Source organism: Tardiphaga sp. 813_E8_N1_3 (assembly GCF_051811025.1).
Taxonomy (GTDB): Bacteria; Pseudomonadota; Alphaproteobacteria; order Rhizobiales; family Xanthobacteraceae; genus Tardiphaga.
The window spans coordinates 2,783,643-2,801,102 of the sequence record NZ_JBPWQE010000001.1 but is presented as its reverse complement, the minus strand read 5'-3'; the positions used below and the strand labels follow the sequence as shown (position 1 = coordinate 2,801,102).

The 17,460-nt window shown below is 63.1% G+C and carries 15 protein-coding genes; 9 read left to right on the top strand and 6 right to left on the bottom strand.

Annotated elements, in window-relative coordinates:
• Window positions 1–31 precede the first annotated feature (31 nt).
• Together AB8A33_RS13405 and AB8A33_RS13400 are read right to left on the bottom strand one after the other, a co-directional pair.
• Window positions 32–1,540: an AMP-binding protein gene (locus AB8A33_RS13405; RefSeq protein ID WP_439093224.1), complete on the bottom strand. Its 1,509-nt coding sequence runs from the start codon at window positions 1,538–1,540 to the stop codon at window positions 32–34.
• Between the two features lie 4 nt (window positions 1,541–1,544).
• On the bottom strand, window positions 1,545–3,272 hold the full coding sequence (locus AB8A33_RS13400) for an extracellular solute-binding protein (RefSeq protein WP_439095930.1): 1,728 nt from the start codon (window positions 3,270–3,272) through the stop codon (window positions 1,545–1,547).
• Window positions 3,273–3,638: 366 nt separating this feature from the next.
• Here AB8A33_RS13400 and AB8A33_RS13395 point away from each other — a divergent pair, with 366 nt between their 5' ends.
• Window positions 3,639–4,460 (top strand): invasion associated locus B family protein, encoded by an 822-nt coding sequence (locus AB8A33_RS13395; protein ID WP_439093223.1) that lies wholly within the window; start codon window positions 3,639–3,641, stop codon window positions 4,458–4,460.
• A gap of 222 nt (window positions 4,461–4,682) precedes the next feature.
• Here the strand turns inward: AB8A33_RS13395 and hspQ are convergent, their stop codons facing one another.
• Complete coding sequence (hspQ, locus tag AB8A33_RS13390; RefSeq protein WP_092142755.1) at window positions 4,683–5,015, bottom strand: heat shock protein HspQ; 333 nt, start codon at window positions 5,013–5,015, stop codon at window positions 4,683–4,685.
• Window positions 5,016–5,136: 121 nt separating this feature from the next.
• Here hspQ and AB8A33_RS13385 point away from each other — a divergent pair, with 121 nt between their 5' ends.
• Window positions 5,137–6,090 carry an AEC family transporter gene (locus AB8A33_RS13385; RefSeq protein WP_439093222.1) on the top strand — a complete coding sequence of 318 codons (954 nt, stop codon included), beginning with the start codon at window positions 5,137–5,139 and terminating at the stop codon, window positions 6,088–6,090.
• A 14-nt stretch (window positions 6,091–6,104) separates the two neighbouring features.
• Here AB8A33_RS13385 and AB8A33_RS13380 read toward each other — a convergent pair whose 3' ends face one another.
• Window positions 6,105–7,307: a UbiH/UbiF family hydroxylase gene (locus tag AB8A33_RS13380; RefSeq protein ID WP_439093221.1), complete on the bottom strand. Its 1,203-nt coding sequence runs from the start codon at window positions 7,305–7,307 to the stop codon at window positions 6,105–6,107.
• Window positions 7,308–7,443: 136 nt separating this feature from the next.
• Here AB8A33_RS13380 and pcsA point away from each other — a divergent pair, with 136 nt between their 5' ends.
• Genes pcsA through AB8A33_RS13365 form a run of 3 tightly spaced genes read left to right on the top strand, consistent with a single transcriptional unit; the run spans window position 7,444 to window position 9,943 of the window.
• Window positions 7,444–8,178, top strand: a complete 735-nt coding sequence (pcsA, locus tag AB8A33_RS13375; protein ID WP_068731666.1) for a phosphatidylcholine synthase — start codon at window positions 7,444–7,446, stop codon at window positions 8,176–8,178.
• The gene (locus AB8A33_RS13370) at window positions 8,175–8,912 is read left to right on the top strand and encodes a TerC family protein (protein WP_439093220.1); all 738 of its coding nucleotides are present in this window, start codon (window positions 8,175–8,177) and stop codon (window positions 8,910–8,912) included. Before pcsA ends, AB8A33_RS13370 begins: the two co-directional genes overlap by 4 nt.
• Window positions 8,913–8,968: 56 nt before the next feature.
• The gene (locus tag AB8A33_RS13365) at window positions 8,969–9,943 is read left to right on the top strand and encodes a quinone oxidoreductase family protein (RefSeq protein WP_439093219.1); all 975 of its coding nucleotides are present in this window, start codon (window positions 8,969–8,971) and stop codon (window positions 9,941–9,943) included.
• A 204-nt stretch (window positions 9,944–10,147) separates the two neighbouring features.
• Here AB8A33_RS13365 and rimO read toward each other — a convergent pair whose 3' ends face one another.
• Window positions 10,148–11,476: a 30S ribosomal protein S12 methylthiotransferase RimO gene (gene rimO / locus AB8A33_RS13360; protein ID WP_439093218.1), complete on the bottom strand. Its 1,329-nt coding sequence runs from the start codon at window positions 11,474–11,476 to the stop codon at window positions 10,148–10,150.
• A 111-nt stretch (window positions 11,477–11,587) separates the two neighbouring features.
• Between rimO and AB8A33_RS13355 the strand changes: the two genes are divergently transcribed.
• Together AB8A33_RS13355 and AB8A33_RS13350 are read left to right on the top strand one after the other, a co-directional pair.
• Window positions 11,588–12,178 (top strand): ANTAR domain-containing response regulator, encoded by a 591-nt coding sequence (locus AB8A33_RS13355; RefSeq protein WP_089264382.1) that lies wholly within the window; start codon window positions 11,588–11,590, stop codon window positions 12,176–12,178.
• A complete protein-coding gene (locus tag AB8A33_RS13350; RefSeq protein WP_439093217.1) occupies window positions 12,175–13,347 on the top strand; it encodes a CmpA/NrtA family ABC transporter substrate-binding protein in 1,173 nt (390 codons plus the stop codon). The genes AB8A33_RS13355 and AB8A33_RS13350 overlap by 4 nt, the downstream gene beginning before the upstream one ends.
• Before the next feature lie 8 nt (window positions 13,348–13,355).
• Here the strand turns inward: AB8A33_RS13350 and AB8A33_RS13345 are convergent, their stop codons facing one another.
• A complete protein-coding gene (locus tag AB8A33_RS13345) occupies window positions 13,356–14,057 on the bottom strand; it encodes a phosphoadenylyl-sulfate reductase (RefSeq protein WP_439093216.1) in 702 nt (233 codons plus the stop codon).
• A 232-nt stretch (window positions 14,058–14,289) separates the two neighbouring features.
• Here AB8A33_RS13345 and cysD point away from each other — a divergent pair, with 232 nt between their 5' ends.
• Both cysD and cysC read left to right on the top strand, forming a co-directional pair.
• Entirely contained in the window at window positions 14,290–15,129 is an 840-nt protein-coding gene (gene cysD / locus AB8A33_RS13340) for a sulfate adenylyltransferase subunit CysD (RefSeq protein WP_439093215.1), read from the top strand.
• Window positions 15,130–15,139: 10 nt separating this feature from the next.
• On the top strand, window positions 15,140–17,062 hold the full coding sequence (gene cysC / locus AB8A33_RS13335) for an adenylyl-sulfate kinase (protein ID WP_439093214.1): 1,923 nt from the start codon (window positions 15,140–15,142) through the stop codon (window positions 17,060–17,062).
• The last annotated feature ends 398 nt before the right edge of the window (window positions 17,063–17,460 follow it).

Genomic DNA, 17,460 nt, shown 5'->3' with positions numbered 1-17,460 from the left:
CCGTTGCATTTTCAGGATCGCCTTTGCTCTCTCAGTCGGCTGCGGCACGGTCGCGGAAGGCTTCGACCATCAGCGGATTGAGGCCGAGTTCTGTGAGGGCGTCGCGGGCGCGGCCGTTATTGCTGGCGCGGCCGGCGAGCCGATAGCCGCTGAGACGATCGGGGAGCGCCGTCAGCATGGCGTTCTCGCCGAGCCGCTTGGCCCATTCATTGAGGTCCTGCGCCAGGAAGCGATAGCCGCCGACGGCCATGATGCCCGAGGGCGGCGCGGTGATGTTGATCGCGCCCGTCACACGGTCGAGCCGGGCCATATAGCCGGTATCGACATAATCGAGTGGCTTGGCGGGGATCAGCGCGTTGCTGGCGTCGGCCTGGGCCGTATAGGCCAGCACCGGCACCATGGGTCCGCGCAGGCCCAGCGTGCCCCTGGGCGTCAGCATGATATCGCCGGCAATGGAGGAGCCTTGCTGGGCGCGCGGTGCGCCGTGCGGGCCGGGCATGATGGCGACGGGCAAGCCGTCGTCGCCGCGGATGGCGCCGAACAGGCCGGCTTCGCCGAACAGATAGACGTCGGTGAACGAGGCCTGCGAGCCGGGCCATGCCGGCGAGGCGGCGACCTGTTCAGGCGCCCGCCAGAGGCCGAGCACGTAACGCAGCACGGGCGAACGATCCAGCAATCCGCCGTCGGCGAGACGCTGCGCCAGCGGCGCCGGCGCGACCAGCACGTCGCAGGCATTGGCGGCGATGCTACGCTCCAGCACTGCATTGTCGAACGGATGATGCAGGGTCAGCACGCCGCCGGAGAGCAGCCAGGTCACCAGTGACGAGGCGACGCTGGCGAAAGAGGACGGCACCATCGCCGACATGATCGTCGCGCCCTGCGGCATGCCGCTTTCCAGGAAGACAGCAAGGCCACCGGAGATCAGGTTGAGATGCGTGCGCGGTACGGTGCGGAAGCCGTCGGAGGTGACATCGAAGGAGACCATGGCCGCGCGGCGGGCGTCCTGCGCCACGGGCGTGGGCTCCACGAACTCGCTGGACAGCACGGCATCGAGCGAGGTCATGCCTTCCGGCAAATCGCTGCCGAAACCGCCGACATAGCGGATCGAGAAGGCTTCAGCCGCAGCGTTCATGATGAGATCGGCATGGCTGACGCCGTCAATCTTGCTCGATGTCACCAGCGCACGCGCACTGCAACGATTCAGTGCCATGGTCAGATCGGCCTGGCGCCAGAGCTGCGGCAGCAGCGCGACGACGAGGCCGGCGCGATGCGCAGCCAGCACGGTCAGTACGAATTCCACGGTGTTCGGCAGCTGGACGGCGATGACCGAATTGGCGGGAAGGCCCGCCTCCATGAAATGCGCCGTCAGCGCCGAGATCGCGCGGTCGGTATCCTCAAAGGTCAGCCGCTGCGGTTCCGTCGCCGTGACACGCATCTTGTCGGCGGGATCGACCAGCGCCAGCGCCTGCGGCTGCCGGCTGAGAATGCGGCGAAACAAACCGTCGAGGGTGGGCGAGGCATTCGGCGTGGGTGAGGTCACGGTGTCACTTCCGGTTCGGCGGCGAAGCTGGCAGCGTTCTGGCCCACCAAGTCTCCGGCAAATAGCCTGAGAGTGCGATGGTCGAAGGTCGTTCTATCCGATTCCATCGCGCAATCCATTGCTCGCCGACATAGTAAAGCGGGATAGCGTAGAAACCTGCGATCAGCGCACGGTCCATGGCGCGGACGGCATCGACGAAGGGACCGTGGTCGCGAGCCTCCAGCATGGCGGAGATCATGGCGTCGACGGCCGGATTTTTCGCGCCCATATAGTTGCGGGTGCCGGGATTGTCGGCGGCTTCCGTGCCCCAGTAGAACGACTGCTCGTTGCCCGGCGACAGCGACTGGTCCCAGCGGTTCTGGATCATGTCGAATTCGAAATTGATGCGGCGCTGGTCGAACTGCACGGCATCGATGGAGCGGATATTGGCAATGATACCGGCGCGCTTGAGATCGCGCGCATAGGCCAGCGCGATGCGTTCCTGATCGCGGGTGGTGACGAGGATCTCGAAGGCGAGGGGCGTTTTGTCCGACTGCCGCCGCAGCACGTTGTTATCGAGCACGTAGCCGGCATCCTTCAGCAACGCCAGTGCAGTGCGCAGCGCGGGGCGGTCACGGCCGGAGCCGTCGCTGACCGGCAGGCGGTAGCTGCCATCGAGAATGTTGGCGGCCATATTTGAGGCGTAGGGCTGCAGCAGCGTCCGTTCGCGATGATCCGCGGCGCGCATATAGGCGGAGAGATCCGAGCCCGCGAAGAAGCCGGCCGAGCGGGCATAGAGGCCGAAGAAATAGGTGCGGTTGATCCATTCGAAATCGAACAGCAGCGTCAGCGCCTGTCGCACGCGAATATCTGCGAACATCGGTCGCCGCGTGTTGAACACCAGAAATTCCGACGGCTTCGGCAGGCCGGTCTTGATGCTGTCGCGGATCACTTCGCCGGACGTGGCGGCGGGGAATGTGTAGCCGTCGTGCCAGCGCAGCGGCTCGTTCTCGACGCGGAAGTCATAGAGGCCGCGCTTGAATGCTTCGAAATGGGTGTTGGCCTCGCGATAGTAGTCGAGGCGGATCTCGTCGAAATTCCACAGCCCGCGATTGATTGGCAGATCGCGGCCCCAATAGGCGGGATTGCGGGTCAGGGTCACCGCCGCGCCGGGTTTCACGGCCGTCACCGTATAGGGCCCGGAGCCCAGCGGCGGCGCCATCGAGGTTTCCTCGAACGTGTCGGGATTGACGGCGTGTTTCGGCAGCACCGGCATCAGACCCAGGATCAGCGGCAATTCGCGATCCGCCTGGCCGCCGAAGTCGAAGCGCACCGTGCGCTCGTCCAGCGCCTCGGCCCTGACTACTTTCGAATAATACTGCCGGTGATTGGGCCGGCCCTTGTCGCGCAGCAACTGCCAGGAGAACAGCACGTCTGCAGCCAGAACGGGCTTGCCGTCGGAGAATTTGGCCTGGGGATTGATCCGGAAAGTGACGAAGCTTCTCGCGTCATCGGTCTCGACGCTCTCGGCAAGCAGGCCATAGAGCGTGAAGGCCTCGTCCTGACCGCGGGTCATCAGGCTTTCGATGACATAGCCGCGGATCTGCGGCACCGCGATGCCCCGGACGATGAAGGGATTGAGGCTGTCGAAGGTGCCGAGCACGCCCTGGACCATGCGGCCGCCTTTCGGCGCGTCGGGATTGGCATAGGGCATCTGCCTGAAATCGGGGGGCAGGGCAGGGGCGCCGTGCATGGCGATCGCGTAGCTGGGATCGGCCTGTGCGGAATCCGCCACCGGGCCGGCCAGAGTCGTCCAGCAGGCCAGCGTCGCGATCAGTTTGGACAGGGCCGAAAGACCCCATGCATGTGTGCGATTTGATTCGGAACTGTTCACAGAGGAACTTTACCATGGCTGCCCGCCCCGAACCTGTGCCATGGATCAAATAGGGCTGGCGCCATTGATCTTTTCGTCGGCCGCTGTATTGAAAGCGGACAATTGACGAGGACGTCGCGGCCTGTCACGTAACGGCCGTAATTGGCACCGAGACACCCGCCAACGGGTGACTGTCAGCGCCGCCTCCGGGATATGAGCGCCTCCGTTCAGAAAGGGTTTTCCGAAATGAATTTCCGTCTCTTGGCTGCGTCGGTTCTGCCGCGCGGGCGGGGCTTCGCGCTTCTGGCGGCGACGGCCTTGACCGCCACGATGATCGCTCCGGTTGCGTATGCGCAGGCTCCAGCGCCTGGTGCACCGCCTGCCGCGGCGCCGAAGGCTGCTGCGCCTGCGCCCAAGGCTGCGCCGAAAGCTGCACCGAAGGCTGCCCCGGCCGCTCCCGCCGCCCAGGCGCCGGCCGCAGGCGCGCCACCGGCCGATCAGCAGGTTCAGCTGATTTATGCGCCGTGGACCAAGTTCTGCCTCAAGGGTCAGGACGCCAATGCCAAGCAGGTCTGCTTCACTGGCAAGGATGGTCGCATCGAGTCGGGCCAGCCCGTCATCGCCGCCGTCATTATCGAGCCGGAAGGCGAACCGAAGAAGATCCTGCGCGTAACGCTGCCGCTCGGCATGCAGCTCGTGCACGGCACCCGCGTGATCGTGGACAGCAATGCCCCGGCGCAGAGCCCCTATGTGATCTGCTTCGCTAACGGCTGTATGTCCGATTACGAAGTCACCCCGGAGCTCCTGGCCAATCTGAAGAAGGGCCAGAACCTGATCGTGCAGGCGATCAACTCCAACGGTGCACCGCTGACGCTGCCGCTGCCGCTGGCCGAATTCGCCAAGGCCTATGACGGCCCGCCGACCGATCCGAAGGTGTTCGAAGAAACCCAGAAGAAGCTGCAGGAAGAGCTGCAGAAGCGCGCTGCGGAAGCCCGCGCCAAGCTCGAAGCCCAGCAGCCGGCAGCTGGTGCAGCACCGGCGGCCCCGGCCAATCCGGCCGCGAAGTAAGCTGGTTCAACAGACAAACGAAAAGGCGCTCAGAAATGAGCGCCTTTTTTGTTGCTAGTTCACACTCGTCATTCCCCGGCACACCAATTGGTGTGCCTGAGGGCGCGGCCGGCTCTTGCCGGACGTGAACCCGGAATCCCGAAGTGATGACGTTGGGAACGATGAACATGCGGAGATCCCGGGTTCGCGCGAAGAGCGCGCCCCGGGATGACGCCTTCGGCGTCAGTTCAGCGACGGATTGCGTGGCCGGTAGCTACCGGACTTATCTTTGATGAATATCTCGGCGACCTGGGAGTGCCGGATAGGCTCGCCGGATTCATCCGGCAGCAGGTTCTGCTCGGAGACATAAGCGACGTATTCCGACTCAGAATTCTCGGCCAGCAGATGGTAAAATGGCTGGTCCTTGCTCGGACGGACGTCTTCGGGGATCGACAGCCACCATTCTTCGGTGTTGTTGAATTCCGGATCGATGTCGAACACCACCCCCCGGAACGAAAAGATCCGGTGGCGGACGATCTGTCCAATCTGGAATTTGGCTGTCCGCGCTTTAATCATTCTGGTCGAATAGACCAGGATTGTGGCCGATGCTAGAGGCAAACGACGGAATTAAGACAGCCGGAAGCCGCTCCCCGCTATTCCGCCCACCGGGCCAAGAACCAAGAAAAACACGCACGACATGATGGACGTCCTCAATCTTGCACTGCCGTATTTCGGGCTGATCTTTATCGGCTTCGCCTGCGGCAAGGTGAAGAACCTGCCGGAATCCGGCCTCGCCTGGATGAATTTCTTCCTCCTCTATGTGTCGCTGCCGGCGCTGTTCTTTCGGATCATGGCGAAGACGCCGTTCGAGGAACTCAACAATCTGCCCTTCGTGATCGGCACCACGCTGGCGACCGCGACGGCGTTCTTTCTGTCGGTCGGCACCGGTAAATTCCTCGGCCGGCTGACCATGCGCGAGGCCGGGATGGCGGGACTCGCCGGCGGTTATGGCAATATCGGCTATATGGGTCCGGGACTGGCGCTGGCGGTGCTTGGGCCGAAAGCGGCGGTACCGACCGCGCTGGTGTTCTGTTTCGACAGCATCTTCCTGTTCTCGATCGCACCGCTGATGATGGCGCTGACCTCGGGTGACAAGCGGCCGCTGCTCCCGACCATCGGCATCGTCATCAAGCATATCGTGCTGCATCCGCTGATCGTGGCAGCCTATCTCGGCGCTTTCGTCGCAGCGTTTCACATCCAGATGCCGGTCGCGGTCGACGGCATGCTGCTGTTCCTGCAGAATTCTGCCGCGCCCGTTGCGCTGTTCGCGCTGGGTGTGACGGTTGCCTTGCGGCCGTTGGGGCGCGTGCCGTGGGAGGTGCCTGGCCTGATCTTCATCAAGCTGCTCATTCATCCGCTAATCGTGTTCGGCTTGATGCTGTTGCTCGGGCCGTTCCCGCCGGTATGGGCCGCGACGGCCGTGCTGCTCGCGTCATTGCCGCCGGCGCTGAATGTGTTCGTGATCGCGCGGCAATACGATAGCTGGATCGAGCCTGCATCGGTCGCCGTGCTGCTCGGCACTTTCGTGTCGGTGCTGACGCTGACCTCGGTGATGTATTTCCTGAAGAGCGGCCAGATCGCGTTCCCTTAGGACGCGTGAGATCTCTAGGAAGCGCTCTTGCGCCACGATGGCGACAGGCCCTCGCGCATCGCCAGACGGCGCAACGGGCCGATCGATCCCATCGCATGCATGCCGGCCGCGCGGATCACTTGCATCGGGAGGAGATCGCTGAGCAGCGAACGGTTAGCCATGTCGATGGCGAAGGTTCGCGAGGAGATGTCGCTGCGGCGGGTCTTCTCGAAACGCGCCAGCACCGGCGCTGCGCCGATATCCGCGCCATTCATGCCGGCATCGCGAACGACGTCAGCGATATCGCCGGCGTCGCGTAGGCCGAGATTGAGACCCTGTGCACCGATCGGCGGCACCACATGGGCGGCTTCGCCGACCAGCACGATGCGGTTCTTCGCCAGTTGGCTTGGCTGCTCAATGGCCAATGGAAACACATGCCTGCCGGGTTCGACCTGAACCCGGCCGAGGATCGAATGCGATTGTTTCTCGGCGGCGACCGACAATGCTTCATCGCTCAATGCCATCAGGCGCTCGGCATCCCGGGGCTTGTTGACCCAGACGACGCTGGAGCGATTGCCGGGCAGGGGCACGAACACGCAGGGACCGGCGGGGGTGTGAAACTCCGTCGACATGTTCTTGTGCGGCCGGCTATGCGCGATGTTGAAGGTCAGCGCGGTCTGCTCAAGCGCGCGTCGCTTGACTGAAATGCCCGCGGCCTCGCGGCACAGGGACTGGCGGCCATCGGCGCCGACGATCAGCCGCGCCACCAAGACCTGGCCTTGCCGGGTGCGGACCTGAACCTGCATCTCGTCCGGCGTGACCGTATCGGCCTCGTCATCGATGCGAATGAGATTGGTCAATTCCGCGGCGCGCGCTTCGAGCGCGATCATCAATTCGCGGTTCTCGATATTGTAGCCGAAGGTCTCGAGGCCGATCTCGCTGCAGACGAATTTGACTTCGGGCGCGCGGATCAGCCGGTTGGTGTCATCCACCAGCCGCATGGTCGTCAGCGCGGCCGCCTTGTCGGCGCAGCGGCGCCAGACATCAAGGCTTTCCAGAAATGCGACGGAGCCGCCAAGCAGCGCGGTGGTGCGGTTGTCGCCGTAGGGGACGCGGCGGGCGATGAGGGCGGTGCGGGCGCCGGTCTCGGCCAGCGCGAGGGCCGCAGCAAGGCCGGCAGGACCGCCGCCGACAACGGCGACATCATAGGTGGAGGTGGAAGCAGAGGTCTCGGTCATGGTCGGACCATCGGCCTTTGGCCCGGTATTTTCAAGCCGTTAGGCGCCGCGGAATCGTTCCCGCAGTGCCGGGTGGCCGAAGGCCGCATCGGCGCCTGTGCAAATCGGGCCGATTCCTGCTAGCAATTCCCGGCATATGACCGCTTCGAGTCCGGACCAACTCCCATCGTCGTCACGATCCGCGCGCGCGGCGGCGTTCTCGGTTCACATCTTTACGGCGCTCGGTGCCGGCGTGGCACTCATTGCCATGATGAGCGCCGTGCGCGGCGAATGGGCTGCGATGTTCGGCTGGCTCGGTTTGGCGCTGATCATCGATGGGCTTGATGGCCCGATCGCCCGACACTTCGACGTCGGCCGCGTGCTGCCGGATTGGTCCGGCGACGCGCTCGATTTCGTGGTCGACTTCCTCACTTACGTGTTCGTGCCAGCCTATGCGATCGCGGCCTCCGGTCTGTTGGTGCCGTGGACGGCGGTGCTGCTCGGTGCCGGTATCGTCGTCACCAGCGCACTATATTTTGCCGACAAACGCATGAAGACCGACGACAACCACTTTCGCGGTTTTCCGGCGCTGTGGAACGGGGCGGCGTTCTATCTGTTCTTGCTGCAACCATCACCCGTCATCGCGAGCCTTGCGATGCTGGCGCTGATCGTCCTGACCTTTGTGCCGGTGCATGTGCTGCATCCCGTTCGCGTGACGCGTCTGCGCCGGTTGAACCTGTCACTGATGGCGATCTGGGCTGTGCTGGCCGTCATCACGCTGATACAGAACTTCGCTGTTGCTTTGCCTATTACGGTCGCGCTCTGCGCGATCGCTTTTTACATTGTCTGCGGTGACGCCGTCATCCGCCTCATGAGGCCCTCCAAATCATGATCGAACTGTTTTCCAGCCCCGAAGCCTGGGCCGCGCTCTTGACGCTGACCGCGCTCGAAATCGTACTTGGTATCGACAATGTGATTTTCCTGTCGGTGCTGGTGTCGCGGCTGCCGGAGCCGCAGGCAACCCGCGCACGCCAGATCGGTCTCGCGCTGGCGCTGGTGTTCCGCATCATCCTGCTGAGCGTTCTCGTCTGGCTGATCGGTCTGACCGAACCTGTCATCACGGTGAGAAGCCTCGCATTCTCCTGGCGCGATCTGATCCTGATCGGAGGCGGTCTGTTCCTGATTGCCAAGGCGACACATGAGATTCACGCCGAGGTCGAGGCGCGCGAAGGGCATGACGCTGAGAAGCCGGCGCCGAACGCCTTTGCCTGGGTGATCCTGCAGGTTATCGTCGTTGATCTCGTTTTCTCGCTCGACTCCATCATCACTGCGATTGGCATGGCGCAGGACATCGAGATCATGGTGGCCGCCGTCATCATCGCCTGTGCGGTGATGTATGTATCGTCCGGGCCAGTGGCGCGCTTCGTGGCGCAATATCCGACCACCAAGATGCTGGCGCTAGCCTTCCTGGTGCTGATCGGCGTTTCGCTGATGGCGGATGGATTCAAATTCCATATTCCGCGCGGTTACATCTATTTCGCCATATTGTTCTCGGCGGCGGTCGAGCTGTTCAACGTGCTGGCGAAGCGCAACCGCCGAAAGCGGGCACAGCCGGGCACAGGTTGACATCACGCGGGTGTTGGTTATCGCTTGAGACCAAAGTCATTCAGGGAGATTGAACGATGACCAAAGCCGTCCGCGTCCACGAGATCGGTGGACCCGAAGTCCTCACTTATGAAGACGTGCAGGTCCCGGCACCGGCTGCGGGCGAGGTGCGCATCCGCCAGCATGCCATTGGTGTCAATTTTATCGATACGTACTTCCGCAGCGGCCTCTACAAGGCGCCGCAGCTGCCGTTCATTGCCGGCAATGAGGCCTCGGGCGAAGTGGTTGAAGTCGGGCCAGGCGTCACCGGATTCCATCCGGGCGATCGCGTCGCTTATTATTCGGCCCTCGGCAGCTATGCCACCGAGCGCGTGTTTGCCGCTGATCGGCTGGTGAAACTGCCGGATCGCATCACCCACGAGCAGGGCGCCGTGCTGATGCTGAAGGGTCTCACGGTCTGGTATCTGCTGCACAAGACTTTCAAGGTCGAGCCGCATCACCGCGTGTTGATCCATGCTGCAGCGGGCGGCATCGGTCTGCTCGCCTGCCAGTGGGCCAAGGCCATGGGTGCGCATGTGATCGGGACCGTCGGCTCGAAAGAGAAGGGCGAGTTGGCGCTGGCCAATGGCTGCGATCACGTCATCTATTACAACGAAGAGAACTTCGTCGATCGCGTGAAGCAGATCAGCCGTAACGAACTCTGCGACGTGGTCTATGACGGTGTGGGCAAGACCACCTATCCAGGCTCGCTGTCATGCCTGAAGCCGCGCGGCATGTGGGTGTCGTTCGGCAACGCCTCTGGCCCTGTGCCGCCATTCGCGATCGCCGAACTCAACAATCACGGCTCGCTGTTCGCGACGCGTCCCAAGCTGAACGACTATGTCGCCAAGCGATCGGAACTGCTGGAAGGCGCCGACACGCTGTTCTCGGCTGTGATCGATGGCAAGCTGCATGTGCCGATCAATCACGCTTATGCGCTGAAGGATGCGGCCAAGGCGCATATCGATCTGGAAGCACGCAAGACCACAGGCGCGGTTATTTTGAAGGTGTGAGGTTGTTTTTCCCTCCCCCAAGCGTGGCGTAGCCACGCGCCGTGGGGAGGGTGGATCGAACGCGCAGCGTTCGAGACGGGTGGGGTGGCGCCACAGGCTTCGTATTCTCGCGGAGACACCCCACCCCGACCTCCGCTTCGCTCGGTCGACCCTCCCCACTGCGCTACGCTTGGGGGAGGGAAACTACTTCCGCCGGCGCGTCTCTCAGAACCCCGCCACCGTCCCGTGCAGATCATACGCATCCGCGCGTTCGATTTTCGCCGTGACGATCTCGCCGACCTTCAGCGGCCGGCGTGCGGTGATATAGACCGATCCGTCGATGTCAGGCGCATCCGCCTTCGAGCGGCCCTTCGACACGGTCGGGCCGACTTCGTCGATGATGATCTGCTGGCGTGTGCCGACCTTGCGCTTCAAGCGGCGTGCCGAGATTTTCTGCTGACGCTCCATCAATGCATTCCAGCGCTGCTGTTTGATCTCTTCCGGCACCGCATTGGCGATGGCGTTGGAGGTCGCACCCGCCACGGACTCGTATTTGAACGCGCCAACGCGGTCGATCTGCGCTTCTTCCAGCCAGTCGAGCAGATACTGAAAATCGCTTTCGGTCTCGCCGGGGAAGCCGACGATGAAGGTCGAGCGGAGTGTGAGATCCGGGCACATCTCGCGCCACTTCTTGATGCGGGCGAGCGTCTTGTCCTGAGCGGCCGGGCGCTTCATCGCCTTCAACACTTCCGGGGCCGCATGCTGGAACGGGATGTCGAGATAGGGCAGCACATTGCTGCCGGCATTCATCAACCCGATGACCTCGTCGACATGCGGATACGGGTAAACATATTGCAGCCGCACCCAGGCGCCGAGTTCGCCGAGCTCCTTGGCGAGATCATAGAACTTGGCGCGGACCTCGCGATCCTTCCACGGGCTGGTGGCGTATTTGATATCGACGCCGTAGGCCGAGGTGTCCTGCGACACGACCAGCAACTCCTTGACGCCGGCCTTCACCAGCTTCTCAGCCTCTAACAGCACCTCGTTGGCCGGGCGTGAGACGAGATCGCCGCGCAGCTTCGGGATGATGCAGAAGGTGCAGCGGTTATTGCAGCCTTCCGAAATTTTCAGATAGGCGTAGTGCCGCGGCGTCAGCTTGATGCCCTGCGGCGGCACGAGATCGATATGCGGATTGTGCACCGGCGGCAGCGCGCGATGCACGGCGTCGAGCACGCTCTCATATTGCTGCGGGCCGGTGATCGACAGCAGGTTGGGATAGGCGGCCTCGATCTGCTCGGGCTCGGCGCCCATGCAGCCGGTGACAATGACCTTGCCGTTCTGCGCCATGGCTTCGCCGATGGCGCCCAGCGACTCCGCCTTGGCGCTGTCGAGGAAGCCGCAGGTGTTGACGATGACGATGTCGGCGCCGTCGTGCTTGCGGGCGAGTTCGTAACCTTCGGCCCGCAGGCGCGTAATGATGCGCTCGGAATCCACCAGGGCCTTCGGGCATCCCAGTGACACAAAGGAGATTTTCGGCGCGGCGGCCTGTTGCATGTTCGATCTGCCTGATTGAGAGGCAGCAGGTAGTCCCATTTGCCCATAATTACAAGGCTTTAAGCCGTGCGCGGGCGTGCTATGGGTATGCTGCATCCATGTGAGTGTCCGATGCCTGCCGACCAGTCGCCCAAAATTGTCATTGTCGACGAAAGCCCGATCCGGGCCGCGATCCTTGAGGAAGGGCTGCGGGAGGCTGGCTATGTGGACGTCCAGCATATCCGGGAGATGCATAACCTGCTGGCCCGGATTTATGCGCTGGATCCGGACGTTATCGTCATCGATCTCGAAAACCCCAGCCGCGACGTGCTGGAACAAATGTTCCAGGTGTCCCGCGCGGTGCGTCGGCCGGTCGCCATGTTCGTCGACCAGAGCGACGCCGAGTCGGCGCGGGCTTCGGTCGAGGCGGGGGTATCCTCTTACATCGTGGACGGGCTGAAGAAGGAGCGGATCAAGCCGATCCTCGATCTCTGCATCTCCCGTTTCAATGCCTTCTCCAAACTGCAGGACGAGCTCGAGCGCACCAAGTCGGCGCTGGAGGAGCGCAAGATCATCGACCGTGCCAAGGGCATCGTGATGAAGCTCAAGGGCCTCAATGAAGAAGAGGCTTACGTATTGCTGCGATCCACGGCGATGCGTGAAAAGAAGAAAATCGGTGAGATCGCCCAGTCGATCATCACCGCAGCGGAGTTGCTGAAATGATCGACCACCCGCTTCGCATCGGCTTCATTCCGCTGGCCGACGCCGCCGCCCTGATTGTCGCGGTCGACAAGGGGTTCACGAAGGCCGAGGGGCTGAACGTCGAGCTGGTCCGGGAAGTGTCGTGGTCGAATGTCCGCGACAAGCTGAATATCGGCCTGTTCGAAGCGGCGCATCTGCTGGCGCCCGTTGCCATCGCGTCCAGCCTCGGGCTCGGGCACGTGAAAGTGCCGATCGTGGCGTCGTTCAATCTCGGCATCAACGGCAATGCCATCACCGTCTCACCGGCGCTACATGCGGCGCTGATGTCGGAACTCGACGGTGATCCGACCGATCCGATGGCCACCGCGCAGGCGCTGCGCCGTGTGGTTGTCGCGCGTGCCCGTGCCGGCGCTGATCCCTTGACCTTCGGCATGACGTTTCCGTTCTCGACGCATAATTACCAGCTCCGTTTCTGGATGGCGGCCGGCGGCGTCGATCCTGACGAGGACGTCCGTCTCGTGGTGCTGCCGCCGCCTTACATGGTCGACAGCCTCGCCAACGGTCACGTCGATGCGTTCTGTGTCGGCGCGCCCTGGAATTCGGTCGCGGTCGATCTCGGCGTCGGTCATATCCTGCATTTCGTCTCCGACATCCTGCTGCGCGCTGCCGAGAAGGTGCTGGCGATGAGGCAGAGCTGGGCGGAGAAGAACCCGGACACCGTAGCGGCTCTCACGCGGGCGCATGTGAGCGCCGCTGCCTTCATCGAGGCCCCGGAAAACCGCAACGAGATTGCTGCGATTCTCGCCAAGCCCCAATATATCGGCGTCTCGCCAGAGGTCCTGTTGCGGACGCTGGATGGCCGGCTGAAGATTTCGCCCGATGGCACCATGCGCGAGAGCGGGCGCTATCTGCTGGTCGGCCGCGAAGGAGCCGGGCGTCCCGATCCCGTTCAGGCCGCCTGGCTCTATGCCCAGATGGTGCGCTGGGGACAGGCCGCGATCAGCCCGGAGGCGCTGAAGATCGCACAGGGTGTGTTCCGCCCCGATCTCTACGATGCCGCGCTCGGTATCACCGGCAGCGCTCCGACTGATGTGCCCGACGCTGTTGGCGCATTTGCCGGACCGGCCTTCGATCCCGGCAACATCGCTGCCCATCTCGCTGCGTTCGAAATCGCGCATGTGAAGTCGTAGCGGCGGCGTCAGTTCGCCGATTTGTGGATGCCGCATTCCGTTTTGGCGCGGCCACGCCAGCGGCCGGCGCGGGGGTCTTCGCCGGGCGCCGTGCGGGTCGTGCAGGGCATGCAGCCGACCGACGCAAATCCTGAGGCTATGAGCGGATGCGGCGGCAGCTTCGCCGATGCGTAGATCAGCCCTATCTCGTCCGGGGTGACATTGGCGAATGGATTGAATTTCAGCTTGCCGTCATCGGTTTCAACGACAGGAATGGCCGCGCGCGACGCGCCCTGAAATCGCTTGCGGCCGTTGATCCATGCGCTGAACGGCGCCAGTGCCTGTGCGAGCGATTCAACCTTCCTGATCCGGCAGCAGGTGTCGGGATCGGACGACCACAGGTCCCCATCGCTGTCGTGAGCGGCAAGCGCATCCGCTGCGGGGCGGATCGTTCGCACGTCGCGCAGGCCCAGCGTCAGGATCAGTTGGTCGCGATAGGCGAGCGTCTCTTCGAACAACCAGCCGGTGTCGAGAAACAGCACGGGGATGGCGGGATCGACATCGGCCATGACCTTCAGCAACGCCGCGGACTCCGTACCAAACGACGAGACCAGCGCGAGTCCATCGCGGCCCACGACGTCAAGTGCCGCGGCAATCACCTCGGCGGGCGAGGCGGATTGCAGCGCGTGATCGTATTGGACGGCACTTGCGACGGCTCCCGGCGACAACATCACGAACTCCTCAGCAATATCCAGCTTGACTGGAATAGAATTCTATATATCAGTTGTTTGTCGCCACTTAATAGAAAAATATTCTTTCTATTTGAGAAGCGCAGCGTAGATTTTTTGACCCCATAAATCGAGTTCCAGAGATGCACTTTCTCCGAGCGTATCCGCTTCGTGAGCAACGGCGAATCTCACGGCGGTTTTGAGGCCTTAAGTCGGAAGACTTCGGAGAAGGCATATGACTTCGACCAATCCCGAACGCGTCCGATCGGACGTGGTATCGATGGACCACCTCGATCAACTGGAAGCACAGAGCATCTATATCCTGCGCGAGGGCTTCGCACGGCTGAAGAAGCTGGCCCTGCTGTGGTCGCTCGGCAAGGATTCCAATGTGATGATCTGGCTGGCGCGCAAGGCGTTCTTCGGCCACGTGCCGTTCCCCGCGCTGCATGTCGATACCGGCAAGAAGTTTCCGGAGATGTACGCATTCCGCGATCACTATTCGAAGGAGTGGGGACTCGACCTCACCGTCGAATATTGCCCGTCGATCGATAGTGTCGATCCGACACTGCCGCCGGCGGCGCGCTCCGCAGCGCGCAAGACCGAAGGTCTCAAACTTGCGTTGGCGAAGCACGGCTTCGACGGATTGATCGCCGGCATTCGGCGGGACGAAGAGGCGACCCGTGCCAAGGAGCGCGTGTTCTCGCCGCGCGGCGTCGAGGGCGGATGGGACGTGCGCGACCAGCCACCGGAATTCTGGGACCAGTTCAACGCCTCGCCGCCGCCTGGTGCGCATCTGCGCATTCATCCGATCCTGCATTGGACCGAAGCCGACATCTGGGCCTACACGGCGCGCGAAAACATCCCGATCATCCCGTTGTATCTGGCCAAAGACGGCAAGCGCTATCGCTCGCTCGGTGATGCCGACATCACCAATCCCGTCGCATCGACCGCCAGCACGATTGCCGAAATTCTCGTCGAGCTCGACGGCACCACGATTCCCGAGCGTGCCGGCCGCGCACTCGATCATGAGACCGAAGACGCCTTCGAGCGACTGCGCGTCGCCGGCTATCTGTAGAGGTGATGCCATGACCAAACCCGTCAATCCGACCTCGCTCGGAATGCCCAACGGCACCACGCGCCCGCAACTGCGCATCGTCATCGTCGGCCATGTGGATCATGGCAAGTCGACTCTGGTCGGCCGCCTGCTGCACGAGACCGGCGGCTTGCCGGATGGCAAGCTGGAGATGCTGAAAGCGGTGAGCGCGCGACGCGGCATGCCGTTCGAATGGTCGTTCCTACTCGATGCGCTGCAGACCGAGCGTGACCAGGGTATCACCATCGATACCACGCAGATTCGCTTCCGCACCAAATTGCGCGACGTCATTCTGATCGACGCGCCTGGCCACGCCGAGTTTCTGCGCAACATGATCACCGGCGCATCGCAGGCCGATGGTGCCGTGCTGATTGTCGATGCGCTGGAAGGCGTTCGCGACCAGACCCGGCGCCATGCCTATCTGCTGCATCTCTTGGGCGTGAAGCAGGTCGCCGTCGTCGTCAACAAGATGGACCGCGTCGATTTCAGCGCCGCGCGCTTTCAGGCGATCAGCGACGAAATTTCGGCGCATCTCATCGAACTCGGCGTCACGCCCGCCGCGGTGATTCCGATTTCGGCGCGGGATGGCGATGGCGTGGCCACCCATACCGACCGTATCGGCTGGTATCGCGGGCCGACAGTCGTGGGGGCGCTCGATGCGCTGAAGCCGGCACTCGCGCTTGATGAATTGCCGCTGCGGCTACCGGTACAGGCGATCTACAAGTTCGACGACCGGCGCATCGTGGCTGGGCGTATCGAGGCCGGTCATCTGGCTGTCGGCGACGACGTGGTGATCATGCCCGCCGGCAAGCGAGCGAAGATCAAGAGCGTGGAGCGCTGGTCGGCGATGCCGCTGGAAGGCGAGCACGGAGCAGGGCGATCCGTCGGTATCACGCTCGACCGCGAACTGTTCGTCGAGCGCGGCGACGTGATCGCGCATGTGGGCACGGTGCCATCGGATACACGACGACTGCGGGCGCGGATCTTCTGGCTGCACGACCAGCCGCTGACAGCGGGATCGTCGATCCTGGTGCGGCTCGGCGTGCGCGAAGTGCGCGGCCGTGTGGTCGCGATCGAAAAGGCGATCGATCCCGGCGAGCTGGCCAGTGTCGAGACCAAGCAGATCGCCCGCAATCATGTCGGTGAAATCGAGATCGCGCTGTCGCAACCGGTCGCCGCTGATCGCTATGTCGACAATCCGCGCACCGGACGTCTCGTGATCGAGGTCGGAGGCCGGATCGCCGGCGGCGGTCTCGTGCTATCCATCGATGCTGACCAACGCGCGGTGTCGTCGGACATCGTGCCGGTGCAGTCGGCACTGCGGCCTGAGGAACGTTCGGCGCGCTACCGCCATCAAGGCGCGGTGGTGTGGTTCACCGGATTGCCGGGATCGGGCAAGTCGACGCTGGCGCGGGCGCTGGAGCACCGTCTGTTCGCCAAAGGCGGTTCGCCGATCCTGCTTGACGGCGACACGCTGCGCGCCGGACTCAATCGCGACCTCGGCTTCTCTGCCGCCGATCGCAGCGAGAATGTCCGGCGGCTGGCAGAGATGGCCGGCCATCTCGCCCGCAATGGTCATATCGCCATCGTGGCAGCTGTCTCACCCTCGCGCGGCGACCGCGCCGAGGCCCGCAGCGCGGTCGATACTGCATTTCGCGAGATCTATGTCGCGACGCCAGCGGAGATCTGCGAGCAGCGCGATCCCAAGGGGCATTACGCCAAGGCCCGCGCCGGCGACCTGCCGGGCTTCACCGGTATCGCCAACGACTATCAGGCGCCGGAGAGGGTCGAGCTGCGGATCGACACGTCGACGGTCGATGTGGGTCGCGCGATAGATGGCATTGAGGACATGCTGCGGCAGACGCAAGTGCTGGATGACGGAGCCGCTAATCTGGCGGCGTCCGAGGCGGTCTAACGGCTTAGGCCGCGCTCACTTTTGCACCTCTGAGGTCAAGGAAAGCTGGTTCGCCAGCTTTCCTCTTCGTGAAGCGCCAATCCGAACGGCCACGAGCCAAGGCTGCATTGCTTCGTCGCAAGGGCTCCTCGGAACGGTAGCTGTTGTTGACGTTCCCGCCGTCTAATTATTGAGCGTGCGGTGCACAAACGCTGGCACCGAACGGGCGGGTTCCGCCCGACCTCGACCTCAATCCCCTGATTTCTTGACGTTTTTGCCCGAATGACGGTCTGGCACGAGACTTGAATGTCTCTAGTCAACTGGCGTTCGCTGACGCTCGCCGGCCAGTTCAGATGGATTTCCGCAGCAACGAGGCTGATCGGATCGCTTCCAGACTTCAAGCCGGCGCAACGCGCTGA

Excerpts from the sequence above, each read along its gene's own strand:
- AB8A33_RS13400 (WP_439095930.1), bottom strand. The coding sequence starts at position 3,272 with ATGCACGGCGCCCCTGCCCTGCCCCCCGATTTCAGGCAGATGCCCTAT.
- AB8A33_RS13395 (WP_439093223.1), top strand. The coding sequence starts at position 3,639 with ATGAATTTCCGTCTCTTGGCTGCGTCGGTTCTGCCGCGCGGGCGGGGC.
- hspQ (WP_092142755.1), bottom strand. The coding sequence starts at position 5,015 with ATGATTAAAGCGCGGACAGCCAAATTCCAGATTGGACAGATCGTCCGC.
- AB8A33_RS13385 (WP_439093222.1), top strand. The coding sequence starts at position 5,137 with ATGATGGACGTCCTCAATCTTGCACTGCCGTATTTCGGGCTGATCTTT.
- AB8A33_RS13380 (WP_439093221.1), bottom strand. The coding sequence starts at position 7,307 with ATGACCGAGACCTCTGCTTCCACCTCCACCTATGATGTCGCCGTTGTC.
- pcsA (WP_068731666.1), top strand. The coding sequence starts at position 7,444 with ATGACCGCTTCGAGTCCGGACCAACTCCCATCGTCGTCACGATCCGCG.
- AB8A33_RS13370 (WP_439093220.1), top strand. The coding sequence starts at position 8,175 with ATGATCGAACTGTTTTCCAGCCCCGAAGCCTGGGCCGCGCTCTTGACG.
- AB8A33_RS13365 (WP_439093219.1), top strand. The coding sequence starts at position 8,969 with ATGACCAAAGCCGTCCGCGTCCACGAGATCGGTGGACCCGAAGTCCTC.
- rimO (WP_439093218.1), bottom strand. The coding sequence starts at position 11,476 with ATGCAACAGGCCGCCGCGCCGAAAATCTCCTTTGTGTCACTGGGATGC.
- AB8A33_RS13355 (WP_089264382.1), top strand. The coding sequence starts at position 11,588 with ATGCCTGCCGACCAGTCGCCCAAAATTGTCATTGTCGACGAAAGCCCG.
- AB8A33_RS13350 (WP_439093217.1), top strand. The coding sequence starts at position 12,175 with ATGATCGACCACCCGCTTCGCATCGGCTTCATTCCGCTGGCCGACGCC.
- AB8A33_RS13345 (WP_439093216.1), bottom strand. The coding sequence starts at position 14,057 with ATGTTGTCGCCGGGAGCCGTCGCAAGTGCCGTCCAATACGATCACGCG.
- cysD (WP_439093215.1), top strand. The coding sequence starts at position 14,290 with ATGACTTCGACCAATCCCGAACGCGTCCGATCGGACGTGGTATCGATG.
- cysC (WP_439093214.1), top strand. The coding sequence starts at position 15,140 with ATGACCAAACCCGTCAATCCGACCTCGCTCGGAATGCCCAACGGCACC.